At 60.1% G+C, this 12,353-nt stretch carries 19 protein-coding genes; 10 read left to right on the forward strand and 9 right to left on the reverse strand.

What is annotated here, in order from left to right; translation table 11 throughout:
- The first annotated feature begins 25 nt into the window (after window positions 1–25).
- Both ACYG9Y_RS08685 and derI read left to right on the forward strand, forming a co-directional pair.
- Entirely contained in the window at window positions 26–793 is a 768-nt protein-coding gene (locus ACYG9Y_RS08685; RefSeq protein WP_023739036.1) for a triose-phosphate isomerase, read from the forward strand.
- Between the two features lie 26 nt (window positions 794–819).
- A complete protein-coding gene (derI, locus tag ACYG9Y_RS08690; protein WP_023672592.1) occupies window positions 820–1,257 on the forward strand; it encodes a D-erythrulose-4-phosphate isomerase in 438 nt (145 codons plus the stop codon).
- A 15-nt stretch (window positions 1,258–1,272) separates the two neighbouring features.
- Here derI and dhaL read toward each other — a convergent pair whose 3' ends face one another.
- A complete protein-coding gene (gene dhaL / locus ACYG9Y_RS08695; protein WP_023739035.1) occupies window positions 1,273–1,914 on the reverse strand; it encodes a dihydroxyacetone kinase subunit DhaL in 642 nt (213 codons plus the stop codon).
- A 26-nt stretch (window positions 1,915–1,940) separates the two neighbouring features.
- Complete coding sequence (locus tag ACYG9Y_RS08700; RefSeq protein ID WP_023667709.1) at window positions 1,941–2,948, reverse strand: dihydroxyacetone kinase subunit DhaK; 1,008 nt, start codon at window positions 2,946–2,948, stop codon at window positions 1,941–1,943.
- Window positions 2,949–3,362: 414 nt separating this feature from the next.
- Here ACYG9Y_RS08700 and ACYG9Y_RS08705 point away from each other — a divergent pair, with 414 nt between their 5' ends.
- The 4 genes from ACYG9Y_RS08705 to ACYG9Y_RS08720 all read left to right on the forward strand — a co-directional run bounded on the left by ACYG9Y_RS08705 (window position 3,363) and on the right by ACYG9Y_RS08720 (window position 6,321).
- On the forward strand, window positions 3,363–4,667 hold the full coding sequence (locus ACYG9Y_RS08705) for a site-specific integrase (RefSeq protein ID WP_023739034.1): 1,305 nt from the start codon (window positions 3,363–3,365) through the stop codon (window positions 4,665–4,667).
- A 210-nt stretch (window positions 4,668–4,877) separates the two neighbouring features.
- A complete protein-coding gene (locus tag ACYG9Y_RS08710; RefSeq protein WP_023749166.1) occupies window positions 4,878–5,396 on the forward strand; it encodes a hypothetical protein in 519 nt (172 codons plus the stop codon).
- Between the two features lie 105 nt (window positions 5,397–5,501).
- A complete protein-coding gene (locus ACYG9Y_RS08715; RefSeq protein ID WP_023739032.1) occupies window positions 5,502–5,696 on the forward strand; it encodes a helix-turn-helix transcriptional regulator in 195 nt (64 codons plus the stop codon).
- Between the two features lie 340 nt (window positions 5,697–6,036).
- Window positions 6,037–6,321 carry a hypothetical protein gene (locus ACYG9Y_RS08720; RefSeq protein WP_156929760.1) on the forward strand — a complete coding sequence of 95 codons (285 nt, stop codon included), beginning with the start codon at window positions 6,037–6,039 and terminating at the stop codon, window positions 6,319–6,321.
- Between the two features lie 38 nt (window positions 6,322–6,359).
- Here the strand turns inward: ACYG9Y_RS08720 and ACYG9Y_RS08725 are convergent, their stop codons facing one another.
- Window positions 6,360–7,373, reverse strand: a complete 1,014-nt coding sequence (locus ACYG9Y_RS08725) for a class I SAM-dependent methyltransferase (protein WP_023739030.1) — start codon at window positions 7,371–7,373, stop codon at window positions 6,360–6,362.
- A gap of 95 nt (window positions 7,374–7,468) precedes the next feature.
- On the opposite strand from ACYG9Y_RS08725, the gene ACYG9Y_RS08730 reads away from it, so the two are divergent.
- From ACYG9Y_RS08730 to ACYG9Y_RS08740, 3 genes are all read left to right on the forward strand, one after another.
- Window positions 7,469–7,624, forward strand: coding sequence for a glycosyl hydrolase 108 family protein (locus ACYG9Y_RS08730; protein ID WP_023739029.1), 156 nt, complete (start codon window positions 7,469–7,471; stop codon window positions 7,622–7,624).
- Between the two features lie 202 nt (window positions 7,625–7,826).
- A complete protein-coding gene (locus ACYG9Y_RS08735) occupies window positions 7,827–8,372 on the forward strand; it encodes a cupin domain-containing protein (RefSeq protein ID WP_023681672.1) in 546 nt (181 codons plus the stop codon).
- Window positions 8,366–9,433: a glycosyltransferase family 2 protein gene (locus tag ACYG9Y_RS08740; protein ID WP_023681671.1), complete on the forward strand. Its 1,068-nt coding sequence runs from the start codon at window positions 8,366–8,368 to the stop codon at window positions 9,431–9,433. The genes ACYG9Y_RS08735 and ACYG9Y_RS08740 overlap by 7 nt, the downstream gene beginning before the upstream one ends.
- 37 nt (window positions 9,434–9,470) lie before the next feature.
- Here the strand turns inward: ACYG9Y_RS08740 and ACYG9Y_RS08745 are convergent, their stop codons facing one another.
- Both ACYG9Y_RS08745 and ACYG9Y_RS08750 read right to left on the reverse strand, forming a co-directional pair.
- A complete protein-coding gene (locus ACYG9Y_RS08745) occupies window positions 9,471–9,698 on the reverse strand; it encodes a hypothetical protein (protein WP_023739028.1) in 228 nt (75 codons plus the stop codon).
- 29 nt (window positions 9,699–9,727) lie between these two features.
- Window positions 9,728–10,042, reverse strand: a complete 315-nt coding sequence (locus ACYG9Y_RS08750; RefSeq protein WP_023739027.1) for a hypothetical protein — start codon at window positions 10,040–10,042, stop codon at window positions 9,728–9,730.
- Window positions 10,043–10,425: 383 nt separating this feature from the next.
- On the opposite strand from ACYG9Y_RS08750, the gene ACYG9Y_RS08755 reads away from it, so the two are divergent.
- Entirely contained in the window at window positions 10,426–10,701 is a 276-nt protein-coding gene (locus ACYG9Y_RS08755) for a hypothetical protein (RefSeq protein WP_023739026.1), read from the forward strand.
- A gap of 48 nt (window positions 10,702–10,749) precedes the next feature.
- Here the strand turns inward: ACYG9Y_RS08755 and ACYG9Y_RS08760 are convergent, their stop codons facing one another.
- The 4 genes from ACYG9Y_RS08760 to ACYG9Y_RS08775 all read right to left on the reverse strand — a co-directional run bounded on the left by ACYG9Y_RS08760 (window position 10,750) and on the right by ACYG9Y_RS08775 (window position 12,183).
- A complete protein-coding gene (locus tag ACYG9Y_RS08760) occupies window positions 10,750–11,304 on the reverse strand; it encodes a hypothetical protein (RefSeq protein WP_023749168.1) in 555 nt (184 codons plus the stop codon).
- A 108-nt stretch (window positions 11,305–11,412) separates the two neighbouring features.
- The gene (locus ACYG9Y_RS08765) at window positions 11,413–11,574 is read right to left on the reverse strand and encodes a hypothetical protein (protein ID WP_023739024.1); all 162 of its coding nucleotides are present in this window, start codon (window positions 11,572–11,574) and stop codon (window positions 11,413–11,415) included.
- A complete protein-coding gene (locus ACYG9Y_RS08770) occupies window positions 11,567–11,953 on the reverse strand; it encodes a DUF6338 family protein (RefSeq protein ID WP_460223111.1) in 387 nt (128 codons plus the stop codon). Before ACYG9Y_RS08770 ends, ACYG9Y_RS08765 begins: the two co-directional genes overlap by 8 nt.
- Complete coding sequence (locus ACYG9Y_RS08775) at window positions 11,857–12,183, reverse strand: DUF6338 family protein (protein ID WP_023739022.1); 327 nt, start codon at window positions 12,181–12,183, stop codon at window positions 11,857–11,859. The genes ACYG9Y_RS08770 and ACYG9Y_RS08775 overlap by 97 nt, the downstream gene beginning before the upstream one ends.
- Window positions 12,184–12,353 lie beyond the last annotated feature (170 nt).

Consider the following 12,353-nt stretch of genomic DNA (forward strand, 5'->3'; position numbering starts at 1 on the left):
GAATTTCGGATCGAAGGAGAGAAGAATGGCCCCATATTGGGTCGGCACGAGCTGGAAGATGAACAAGACGCTGGCGGAGGCGCTGCAGTTCGCCGAGGGATTGGCGGCGTTCGTGCCGGGCTTCGATCCGGCGATACAGCCTTTCGTCATTCCCCCCTTCACCGCGGTGCGGCAGGTCAAGGCGGCGCTCGCCAACACCCGCGTCAAGGTCGGCGCCCAGAACATGCATTGGGCCGATGCCGGCGCCTGGACGGGCGAGATTTCGCCGGTGATGCTGAGGGATTGTGGGCTCGACCTGATCGAACTCGGCCATAGCGAGCGCCGTGAGCATTTTGGCGAGACGGACAAGATCGTGGGACTGAAAACCGCAGCGGCAGTCAAGCACGGCTTCGTACCCTTGATTTGTGTCGGCGAGACGCTGGCCGAGCGCGAGGGCGGCCGCGCCGACGAAATCCTGACCGCGCAGGTTTTGGGCGCGCTGCAGGGTCTCGCAAACAATGAGTTGTCGGCAGAGATACTCTTTGCCTATGAACCGGTGTGGGCGATCGGCGAGAAAGGCATTCCGGCCAGCGCCGACTATGCCGACAAGCAGCAGGCGCTGATCAAGCAGGTCGCAGCAACCCGGTTGCCGACCGCCCCGCTTGTGCTCTACGGCGGCAGCGTCAATCCCGGCAACGCGGCCGAACTGATCGGCCAGCCGCATATCGATGGGCTGTTCATCGGCCGCTCGGCATGGCAAGCGGAAGGCTATATCGACATTCTCAAAAAGGCGTCGGCCGCCATCGCGCGCTGACCACGAAAACGAAGGAGTTAATTGCCATGAAGATCGCACTCGGAGCCGACAGCGCCGGCAAGCCGCTGCTCGATGTCATCGCCAAGCATCTCGCCACCAAGCCAGAACTGCAGGTCGTCGATCTCAGCCAGGCCGGATTCTACGCCGATATTGCCGCTGCGGTCGGCCACGAAATTGTCGACGGCAATTACGATCGCGCCATCCTGTTTTGCGGCACCGGCATCGGCGTCAGCATCTCGGCCAACAAGGTGCCCGGAATCCGTGCCGCGCTAACCCACGACACCTATTCGGCGGAACGCGCTGCGAAATCCAACAATGCCCAGATCATCACCATGGGTGCGCGCGTCATCGGCCCCGAACTGGCCAAATCGATCGCCGACGCCTGGCTGGCCTCGGAGTTCGATCCGAACGGTCCCTCTGCCGCCAATGTGCAGGCTGTCGACAAGCTCGACGCGAAGCGCTGAGGATCCGCTCCCGACCTAGCCGGTCAAGGCGATCCGCATCGCCTCGATGACGGTTACGGCGGACGCCGCGCCTGGATCCATATGGCCAAGCGAGCGTTCGCCGAGGCGGGAGGCCCGGCCCTTGGTGGCGATCATCGCCTTGGTCGCCTCCGCGCCGGCCTTTGCCGCCCCGGCTGCAGCCGCGAGGCTGCCGGCCAGCCCCTTGCCGGCGGCCAGTGCCTCGCCCGCAGCCGTCGCGGCCGGCGCCCACGCATCGATCATTGTCTTTTCGCCAGGCTCGGCCTTGCCGCGATCCTGAATGCCTCTGGCCATCGCTTGGAACATAGCGACCGCGTCGGCGTCGTCGAGCGTCGCCTTGCCCTTGACGGCGGCCGCGCCGCGCATGAATGCCGTGGCATAGAGCGGGCCCGAGGAGGCGCCGACGGCGTTGAGGAACGACTTCGCCGCCGTGTTCAGCAAGATGGTCGGATCGGTGGTGCCGGTATCCAATGCGGCCACCGCATCGCGTGCCGCGGAAAATCCAAGCTCCATCGCAATGCCGTGGTCGGCATCGCCGATCACCCCGTCAAGCGCGCACAACCGATCCCGGTCGGCTGACATAGCGTCGGCGATGGCCGCGAACATCGCGGCAAGGCGGGTGGTGTCGATTGTCGTCATCTCTTGTTCCTTGCCGTTCACCAAGTTTACCCGGCGCGAAACATGGCGCAGTCGCAAGGGTGGTCGAGCATCGTTTGCAACTCGTCGTCGAGGTGGTGCAGCGTAATCGAAGCGCCGGCCATTTCGAGCGAGGTGCAGTAATTGCCGACCCAGCTTGCGTGAATGGATACACCGATATCGTCAAGCCTCTGCTTCACGCGCCGGTTCATGATGTAGAGTTCCATCAGCGGCGTCGAACCCAGCGAATTGACCAGCACGGCGACCTTCTCGCCGCGTGCCGGCGCCATCTCGGCGAGAATCCTGTCCAGCATTTCGTCAGTGATCTCGTCGGCCGTTTTGAGTTTTCCGCGTGCGATGCCGGGTTCGCCATGGATGCCCATGCCGATCTCCATCTCGTCGGGTCCGATTTCGAAATTCGGCCGGCGGGTTTGCGGCAACGAACACGGCGCCAATGCGACGCCCATGGTAAAGGTGTGGTCGTTGGCTTTCCCGGCAATGCGTTCGCATTCATCGAAAGACAACATGCGGTCGCAGGCGGCGCCTGCCGCCTTGAAGATGAAGAAGTTCCCTGCGACACCGCGCCGCTTGTGCCTGTCGCCAACGGGCGCGGAAGCGACGTCGTCGGTGCTCAGCACCGTGCGCACCTCGATGTCGTCCATCGCGGCCATCTCGGCCGCCATGTCGAAATTCATGACGTCGCCGGCATAGTTGCCGTACATGAACAGCACACCGGCGCCGCCGCTCGCCGCCTTGGCGCATTCGAGGATCGGGTCGGGCGGCGGAGAGGCGAAGACATTGCCGATCGCCGCCGCGTCGGCCAGCCCCTTGCCGACGAAGCCGAGAAAACTCGGCTCGTGGCCCGAGCCGCCACCAATGACGAGGCCTACCTTGCCTTGGCGCGGTCCATCGCGGGCGATGATCGAGCGCGGGCTTCCGTCAACGGCTTTGAGATGGCGGGGATGCGCAGCCAGGATGCCTTCCAGCATCTCGTCGACGGCCCGATTGCCGTCATTGATGATCTTCTTGGTTTGCACCAACGTCCTCCCGATTTGGTATTTTCATAGATGATATCGGGCTTTATCAGGCTGCCTTCGGGCGAGGGCAGGGGCGCGATGCCCACCAAACTGCCTCGATCGGCTTCGTAGCTGTTAAAGCCGTTCTGGCAGAAGCTAAGCGGACCGAAGTGCGCGGACAATGGCGCTGTAGTGTACAAGATCGCACCACGGCTTAGAAAAGGCGGTGGCTCCCCGGGCCGGATTCGAACCAGCGACCAACCGGTTAACAGCCGCTCTCGGGATAGCCCACCAGCGCCATATCCCGGTTGTTCCACTCCTGAAAAACCCCTTGTTTCATAACGATTTCAGCTTTCCTGTTGCACATTAGAGCACACAGGGCAACATAGGCAGCAGTTGCATCCTGTTGCCCCGACGTTGCCCCGGAGAGCCCTAATGCCCCGCGAGACCCTGACCGACAACCGCCTGAAGGCTTTGAAGCCGGCTGCTCCTGGCAAGCGATACGTGATCATGGATGCCCAAGTCCCGAGCATGGGCGTCCGCGTAACCGACAAGGAGCCGTCCAACGGTTCAAAGCTTAAGGCCGGACAAGTCAGCTTTGTCTACATCGCCCGTTTCGGTGTTGCAACTCAGCCAGCCCGCCGCGCGCTGGGAGAGTACGACGTCATGTCGCTTGAAGCGGCACGCACCAAGGCGAGGCAGTGGGCAGCGCTCATTGATCGCGGCATTGACCCGAAGGTCCAGGCTGACGAGGAGCGGCAGGCGGCGGCGAGGGCAGCGACAGAGAGCCGTGACCGGTCTTTCGAAACCATCCTTGAACGGTTCATCAAAGCCCGGCGCCGCGATGGCATCCGCAAGGCCGACGAGGACGAGCGCGACCTCAACCGGGAATGCCTGCCGAAGTGGAAGGGCAGGGACGTCGCCACCCTCACCAATGCCGACATCATGGAAGTGGTCGAACCGATCTATGCGCGCGGCGCGCAGCGGCAGGCGCTCAACATCGCCCAGAAGATCGGGACGTTCTTCGGCTGGTGTGTCGATGACGACCTGATCACCGCCTCACCCTTCCGGGCAAAGAAGGTGCGCACCACCATCGGCGAGAAGGGATCAAGGGACCGCGTCCTGACCGATGCTGAGATTGGGGCGCTCTGGACTGCCACGGCCGCTGGCGACGTCTACAGCGCCGTCTATCGGCTGCTGCTGCTGACCGGCCAGCGCCTCAACGATATCGCCCAGGCGTCATGGACCGAAGTCGACGTTGACCGCAAGACGCTGACTGTGCCGGCGGCGCGCTTCAAGTCCGGCCGCGATCACGTTGTGCCTCTCACTGACGAAGCGCTCGGCATCATCGCCAAGTTGCCGCGGTTAAAGAAATGCAACTGGCTTTGCTCGCTCGACGGCGCGGGACCGGTGACGATCGGCCATAAGGTCAAGCTGCGGATTGACGCCGCCATGCTCGCAGCGCTTCGGAAAGACGATCAAGAGGCCAAGCTGCCGGCGTGGGTCAATCATGACATCCGCCGGACGGTTCGCACCCGGCTGTCCGAGCTCGACGTGATGGGCGAGGTTGCCGAGGCTGTCATCGGGCATGTGCCTACGGCGCTAGTCAGGACGTACAACCAGTCTGACCGCCTCAAGGTGAAGCGAGACGCCCTGACGCGCTGGGAGGGCGCGCTTGTGGCGCTGACAGGCCGCAAGACGGCCAACAATGTCATCCAGATAAAGGCGGCCGGTCAATGACCCTCAATTTCAACTATCAGCACGATTTCTCGGAGCGAGCCGAACGAGAGATCCTTTCAATGCTGGAATCCCAAGGGTTTTCCATGCCTCATGGCGATTGGCTGAGAACGAAGCTGCACGACATTGCAAATACGTTTCATTGGTCGGCCGAGCGGCGGAAAAAGGACACATCAAGGGACCGTCGATGAATGGAAAAGGCTCCAGGAGGCGGTGTCGTCCACCGTGCAGTATTCGGATAGCCAAAAGCTCGAGTTGTCGACGGCTACCGAGTTTGGGGCGGGTGTGCGCCTGCCTGATAGTTGGGACGACGCAGCTCCGGTCCCCATGTCGGAAGAAGAACTAAACGCATGCCTCGTTCCGGCTGAGTTCACCGAGGGTGACGTCGAGATCGCTAAACGGGTGCTTCACCGCCTGCTTGCGAGCGTGACCGCTATGGCTGACGGCATGGAAAAATGGTTGGAAGGTCGACCGACGAAAAACGAGCAGCCCGAGATCGATGGGCTCATACGTGGCCTTGCTCGGCTCTGGTGCGCGGCGTTTAAAGTGCCGATTGCTCATATAAGATATCGGGGAGCGCCGGCAGCCCTACTGCCAATTTCATTGAGACCGGTGCCAAGCTATTCCTTGGCGCCGCGCCGCCTCGCAAGTCGATCGTCACTCGCATCATCGCTTATAGGGATGAAGAGAAAAGCAAGCTATCCTGATTTGCCAGTGCTGATTGCGCTCTAAACCAGCACGCGGGTTTGTTCGCACAAAATTTCTTCAAAGAAGTGTATTTCCCGACGCTGAAATGACTACGCTATGAGGCCTTCGATAGCAACGTAAGGCACTCCAATGCAAACTCTTGTCGCCTTCAGTGAACGCCCCTCAAAGGGGATCGTGTACTCTCGAAATTACATCGACCGCATGATCAAGGAGCACCGGTTTCCTAAGCCGGTGTTCCTTTCGCCCCGTCGGCGCGCCTTTGTCGAGGCTGATTTAGATGCTTGGGTGAAGGCCCGCGTCGACCAGCGAGACGCGGTGGCCTAATGACCACTGATCACGAACATAGCGCCGCTATCGATGAGGCTGCAGCCTGGCTGCGATCTGACAGCCGGGAGCGCATCAGCCGGCCAATTATCCCCCACCGCGCGCGAGGCTCCTCATTGCCCCTGTTTGCATTGAAACTGAGTTCTGAGAAAACCGCCCAATGCTCCTGCTCGGAACGCGACTTTTTCTCACCCGCTGCTAAGCGTCAAAAAATAGCGCACACTAGCGCCCATCCGGCTTCAAACCGGTTGTTCTCACCCGTCGAACCCTTGCAAATCAGCCATTCTTGCCGCATCGTCTGCGTCGATAATTTATCTGGGGCAACGCAAGGGCAACGAAAGTGCTAGCCATCAACCCCGCTCAAGCGCCTGACATGGCCCGCAAGCATGGCGGCCTTGCTCAAGGCATGCTGGACCGCCGCACGCGCGAGTGGCGCCGCCGGCAGGAGCTTGTCGACATGTTCGCCCAGGCGCTCGGCGGTGCCGGCGCTGACCCCTGTGAAGGGCAAAATTCGAAGCGTCGACGCGATTTCGAAGGCGATCCGGGAGAACCCGGAACGTGCCATCCGGTTTGCAAGGCAGCCGGGGAAAACCTCGACGCCTGGTTCCCGATGAACCCGAAATAGACGCTAGAAGACGCTCTGCGGACGCACGGCCTGATCAACTAGTCCAGGCCGACCCTGCGCCGGATGCGTGTTGCCAGCAGGCTAACCAGTTCCCGCGTGGGGATGGTGTCTCTGGCGGCCGGCACCTTGACGATTTCCCGCTCGATCTTCACCGGCTGGATTTCGCGATAATCCGGCCCGACTTCGGCATCGAATTCCGCGTGATGCCGCAGAGCGAGCTTGATGCGGACGGCGTTTAGGGCGTCGTTGGAAAGCGCCGCATGGGTGTCGCTGCGGCGCAGCTGCACCACGAACTCCGAACCGATATTCTCTTCGATGAAGGCGATCTTAAAGTTGACAAGCTTGAGCGCGTTCAACTCGAAAATCGCCAGCTCGAACATCGCCGGCGTGAAGAACCATGCGTGGTTGTCGACATAGGGCCTGCTGTCGGACATGTCGCCTTTAAGGTCGCCCTGATATTCCGTCCATGCCGCTTCAAGGCTGTGGGCGTAGCCGAGCGGCGAGTGATCGCCTTTGATCCACGCCGACTTTCCGCCCCGTGTCGCCGCCGAGCATCGCCCCTCAAACAGCGCTTCCGGTGAATGCCTGATGCGGCCTTCCCGGTAGGCGGTGAGAATTTCGCGCAGGCTGGTGGGAGACTTGAGCAGGTCGAAGCATTTTCGCATATCGGGAACGGCCAGCGAAATGATGCCGTCCGGCTTCAACAGGCGGGAGCATTGCTGCAGGAAGCGAATAAGGTCCGGCGTATGCTCGATCACGTGGCTGGCGATGAGGCAATCAAAACCATCCGACCGGACGGCCAGGGCGGCTTCGTCCAAGGGCTGGCCGGTCCAGACGATGTCGACATTTTCAATCTCGTCAACCTTGTTGCGGATGACTTCGGCCGTGTGACCACGGGCCATCTCGCGCAAAGCATCGCCGTCCTGGAAGTCCACTATTGTCGTATCCCAGCCGTCCGCCCTCGGAGCGATCGGGCTGAAGAACGGCCCGATTTCAATTATCGACATGCTGGTTTTGTCGATATTTCTCCGCAACTGTTCGAAACGGTCCAAAGTTGTTTCCTCCGCAAAGTAATACCCCGCCCGGCCGTCTGATATTTGCTCGCGCGCGCTTCGTCCAGCCCGCCAGTTGGCGGAAAGGAACTCGCATGGCTGTTTCTCGCGAGAAGCAAAGCCTTGACCTCGTGCTGGTGCACGAACGCGGCTACTCCAACCATCCTGCCGACGGCCCGACCATGAAGGGCGTGACCCAGCGTGTTTATGACGGCTACCGCAAGCGCAAGGGCCTTGCGCTTGCGGTATAGCAAGACGCCGGCAGCGGTTGGCGCAGCCGGGTGATGTCGTCGAACCGAAAGTCAAACGGCAGTTCCGCTCCACTCTCCAATCGGAGAAATTGGCTACAGTGCCGTCCTCTTTGATTGCGTGGCCTTCCACGCTGCCGTTGAAAGACAGTTAAAAGAAGGGCATGAGGAGCGCTGCCAAAGCTAGTTAGATTGGATGAGTCCTATGACGCAGAGCATTCTCGATAAGACATTGGCAGGGGCCCAGAAGGATCAGGAGACGGTTCGATCCGGCGAGCCGATCGGCAAGGTCCCCGACGGCGTGACGTTTCACGACATGACCGCTCACCTCGACGACAGGGGAAGCGTCACCGAGGTCTACGACCCTCGCTGGAATTGGCATCCCGATCCGCTTGTTTTTTGCTACATGTTTACCATACGACCGAGAACGGTGAAGGGTTGGGCGCTGCATAAGCTTCACGAGGATCGATACTTCGTTGTCGATGGCGAGATGGAGGTCGTCCTGTATGACCCAAGGCCCGAGTCGAGCACCTGCGGACAGGTATTTCGGATTGTTCTGTCTTCAGCCCGGCCACGCCTGATGAACATCCCCAGATTCGTCTGGCACGCGGACCACAACATCGGCGCGAGGGACGTTAGAGCAATCAATTTTCCTACAATGCAATATGACCACGCCAATCCCGACAAATACCGGCTGCCGCTGGATACCGATTTGATCCCGGTCGACTTTGGCGGCCTCAAGGGATGGTAGACGACGCTCCGCCGCTCTTCAGCGTTCTGATGCCGACCCATAATCGTCCCGACTCTCTTGCCTATGCGATCCAGTCGGTGCTGGCGCAGACGGAGCAATCGTTCGAGCTTCTGGTCGTTGGCGACGGTGCAGCACCGGAGACCGAAGCGGTCGTGAAAAGCTTTTCCGACCCGCGCATTCGTTGGTTTGATTTCCCCAAGGCGCCTCACTTTGGCTATGCCAATCGAAATCTGGCGCTTCGATCGTCACGCGGGGAATTGATAGCCTTCGCCGCCGACGATGACCTGATGATGCCGGATCATCTTGCACTCATGCGCGGCCAGTTCGTCGATCCGTCGGTGGCACTTGTCTACGGCCAGGTCCTCTGGGTCTCGACCGACGGCATTTGCGGTCCTGATCTTACCAACCTGTTTTTTCCCGAAGAGCGGCGCCAATTCATGGCGAGAGGGAACACGATAGCGGCCTCAGGCGTCGTATATCGCGCCAGCGCTCTTGCAGAGCGGACGGTGTGGCCAGAAGATGTGAACGGGGCGGGAGACTGGGAGATCTGGCGTCGGATCGTGCTCACAAAGGGCTTCGCCGCCGTGCGCTACCTTCGCCTTCCTACGTGCCTGCATTTCTCCGCTAAGTGGAAAAACCTCAGAGACTCCGGATTCGCGAGGCTGACGGGCTTCATCAAAGCGTGTGAGACGTCGATCTGGTTTCCGGCGCCGCTACGGGTCGCCATTCCGACAGGACACCTGGAACAAAAGGTCTTCTGGGACATCATGTGTGTCGATCCCGATGGCTGGACCGCGCTCATTCGGGAAGCCGCAGCCGACGCCGTGAACCGACTTGCGCTCGACCGTCTCGAAAACCTGGCTACACCCGACTCGCCGCCCACACCACCTCCTCCCCCCGCTGCCCCAGATGACGGCCGAGCCGAGGCGCTTGCGGTAGAAGTACAGGCTCTCGCGATTGAAAGGGACGCTATGAAGATGGAGATGGAGGCGCTCAAGCGCTCGAAGAGTTGGCGTTGGACTGCCCCTTTAAGGCAATTGCGAAGGCATATCGGCCGATAGGAGCCGGCGCCAAAGGGCATGAAGCGGCCGGATAATCCTATTCGTCCCCGTCGCCGAGGTACGCCTTCACACGTCCGAAATCGCGGTACATTCCGCCGTCCGGGTGTTTCTTCTCATGCCAGGTGATCGCCCAATAGCCGGTGTCCTGAAGACCCTCCATGACCATCACCCGATCGCGGTCGGTCGGGAAATGCTCCTTGAGAAGATCGTTGACGGCATTCAAGCCGCCGTCTCGGTAGGCTTGCAGATATACATCATCGACCATGGGATAATTCCCCTTTTCGCGGACTGTTGCTACCGACAGGGATGTTGCAGCCGGTGCTCTAGCAAGAGGGTTAAGACCTCTTCGGTTTTGTCCCGCCGGTGCTTCTCTGCCAAAGCGACTCTATCATTGCTAGGCCCCAGCGGCATCGATATCAGGAGGTCGGTGAGTTGCGGGTTGCACTCGAAGAGGATTGCCCTGGCCAGTAGGTCGGCCGGCTCGCAGAGGCCTTTGAACCGGTCGATCCCGGCGCCAAGGCAGGCTTCGAACGCCTCCCGCTTAGTAGTTTCGGCGCCCGCGGTGCAGATCGTCGCACCCATCACCAACGAACAAAGCATCGCTTTCATGGCTGAAGCATCGCGCGCAAGCTGCGCCCCCGCAAGGGCGTGCTTGAATTTTTAAGGATGTCGGCGCATCATCATCGGCGGAGCGTGAGAACTCCCGCGGATGGCCCTGCCGGGCTATTTGCACCCAGAGCGTTGGCGGGGCGATCCCTGCAAGGATTGATATTGCCAACGGGTAGAACGAGCCGACTTGCCGTCGGAGCGAACGGCAGCACTATGCGGGGAGAGCGGCGGCTATACAAGACCCGAAAGGGAAAGGCCGTTCGCGCATGGTCTCTGGCCATGTTCTCACCCTCCCGGCGCCAGTGCTGTCCATTGGCAACCGGCCGTGAGAAGCCGAAACCAGAGAGCCTACATCATGACCATCCATCAACCTGAAATGCGCCGTGGCAATCGCCACCTCGATCGAGCGGCTGATTGACCTGCTCGACGCCATGAGCCCGGATCCTGACCTCGAGGAAAGCCTCGGATGGGGATATGGCAGCCAACTGGAGTTGCACGCCCAGGACGGCGAGCGCGAGGAGGAGAACGAGCACGGCGGCGACATCAACGACGAGCCGCACGACGATAACGAGTATGAGCAAGACGCCGTAGACTGTGACTGGCCCGGCTTCATATGGGGCGGCGGGGAAGGCGGCGGCCGAGCGCACGAAGGTGCTTGAACCGTAACAATGTTACATTTGGCCCGCTGCCTCACGGTGGCGGGCCTTTTAGGCGCGCCGGCTTACTGCGACTGTCTTGACCGGTCCCCACATTCCGCCTGTAAAACTTTCAGAATCGGCGATCTGCAACATGTTCGGCCGGTCTCTTCTATATTTTTCTCCGAACCAACCTTCATACTCGATCTGAATTAGGAACTCGGCCTGTGCAATCCAAAAGCTCTGACGCGGATCTCTATGGGTTAGACCAAAGGAACATGAGGTCCTAGCACCGTTCTGGAGGAGACGGATCACGCTGGAAGGCTCGAAACAAGCCAACCATCGGCCCTTGTTCTCGTCATTGGCGCCGGCGCCCAACGCCGCCCGCAGCGCTGCCTGATCGGTAACAAGGAGCCTTATGTTCTTTGCAGGGATCGATCCGGAGTTAAGGATGACCAGGTCATACGCGATCCCTTCAGTGCCGCCGTGGTGCGTCTCAACCATTGCCGTTACAATCGGCCGAAACTGACGGTACCAAAAGAAGATGGAAAAACCTAAGGCCACCGCCGAGACAACCAGTGCAACGGCTGCGACTGCAAGATTGAGCAAGTCTGCGTATACGCCCATTATTGCCCTTTTCCGTAACCTCAACAGTAGCAAGAACCAATTCACCCGCATCGCCGCTGCCTTTCCCTGGCGGCCGGGTGTATCATTTCGTACCCGGAACGCTTGCGCCTATTTCTTTTTCCCGCCACTGCTGGTGGTGGGCGTCACCTTCGGCGCGCCGCCGCCAGAAACCGGCTTATACCCGCCCTGCACATTGCTTTTGGTCGGGGAGTAGCCCTTCTTGACGGCAGCCTGTTGTACCGTCTTGGTCGTCCCTTTCTTGTCAGTCATTTCCTTCCTCCGTTCGATCAATGTCTAAGAACTCAAGGGTGCTCACCTCTGATGCCTGGACCCAAAGGCCATTTGGCATTGGCACCCAGCTGCCGCCTCTGCCCCGACTGAAAATTTGCTCGACGTAAATGTCGCGGTCGTTGTCGGAGGAAGCGAACGACCGGCGCCCGTAATATCCATGGAAGACAGTGCCGTCTTTCAACGTGATGATGAGCCAATGCTCGGTCCGCTGGGCAAACTTCCAGTCCCATGCGGTCGGCATGGTGTGGACGACCTCAAGGTTCAGTTTCTCACAAATTGTTCCATACCATCCCTTTTGTGCCCTAGTCCGAGTAGAAGGCCGATGGCCATGGGCACGATGATGATCAGGCCGGCCCATCCAATCCAGACCCACCACGGCGCTGAGTCCTTATGAATGCCTAGGGCGAACAGCGGCAGGACCGCCGCATAATAAATGACGGTCACTACCAAGTAGGAGAGCAGGGCTTCGGTATGAGAGGGGGTGCGTCCAGTGAGGAATTGTGCACGCACGTAGAGAATGAGCAAACCCGGGACGAGCAGGGCGAGGCCATTGGCGACCTTAGACAGGTCTTCCACCTCGAACCCCATTGTCGCGAATCACTCCTGTTTGTCGGGCGGCGGACTTTCGCGCGCGAAATTGCAGGAGTTCAATGAGCCTTCGTGATTAATCACAGGGAAGATTGTTGCCCCAATTGTTGCCCTGGATCTTGGGTTGCCAAATCGGTCGAGCCGCTAACTTCAGTAAGTGTTTGGAAATG

It is taken from the genome of Mesorhizobium sp. W050 (genome assembly GCF_054719535.1).

Bases quoted from the DNA above. Each gene is read 5' to 3' on its own strand.
- ACYG9Y_RS08745 (WP_023739028.1), bottom strand. From the start codon at position 9,698: ATGGTCGATGATGTATATCTGCAAGCCTACCGAGACGGCGGCTTGAAT.
- ACYG9Y_RS08685 (WP_023739036.1), top strand. From the start codon at position 26: ATGGCCCCATATTGGGTCGGCACGAGCTGGAAGATGAACAAGACGCTG.
- ACYG9Y_RS08765 (WP_023739024.1), bottom strand. From the start codon at position 11,574: ATGACTGACAAGAAAGGGACGACCAAGACGGTACAACAGGCTGCCGTC.
- ACYG9Y_RS08730 (WP_023739029.1), top strand. From the start codon at position 7,469: ATGGCTGTTTCTCGCGAGAAGCAAAGCCTTGACCTCGTGCTGGTGCAC.
- ACYG9Y_RS08735 (WP_023681672.1), top strand. From the start codon at position 7,827: ATGACGCAGAGCATTCTCGATAAGACATTGGCAGGGGCCCAGAAGGAT.
- ACYG9Y_RS08740 (WP_023681671.1), top strand. From the start codon at position 8,366: ATGGTAGACGACGCTCCGCCGCTCTTCAGCGTTCTGATGCCGACCCAT.
- derI (WP_023672592.1), top strand. From the start codon at position 820: ATGAAGATCGCACTCGGAGCCGACAGCGCCGGCAAGCCGCTGCTCGAT.
- dhaL (WP_023739035.1), bottom strand. From the start codon at position 1,914: ATGACGACAATCGACACCACCCGCCTTGCCGCGATGTTCGCGGCCATC.
- ACYG9Y_RS08770 (WP_460223111.1), bottom strand. From the start codon at position 11,953: ATGGGCCGGCCTGATCATCATCGTGCCCATGGCCATCGGCCTTCTACT.
- ACYG9Y_RS08760 (WP_023749168.1), bottom strand. From the start codon at position 11,304: ATGGGCGTATACGCAGACTTGCTCAATCTTGCAGTCGCAGCCGTTGCA.
- ACYG9Y_RS08750 (WP_023739027.1), bottom strand. From the start codon at position 10,042: ATGAAAGCGATGCTTTGTTCGTTGGTGATGGGTGCGACGATCTGCACC.
- ACYG9Y_RS08705 (WP_023739034.1), top strand. From the start codon at position 3,363: ATGCCCCGCGAGACCCTGACCGACAACCGCCTGAAGGCTTTGAAGCCG.
- ACYG9Y_RS08715 (WP_023739032.1), top strand. From the start codon at position 5,502: ATGCAAACTCTTGTCGCCTTCAGTGAACGCCCCTCAAAGGGGATCGTG.
- ACYG9Y_RS08775 (WP_023739022.1), bottom strand. From the start codon at position 12,183: ATGGGGTTCGAGGTGGAAGACCTGTCTAAGGTCGCCAATGGCCTCGCC.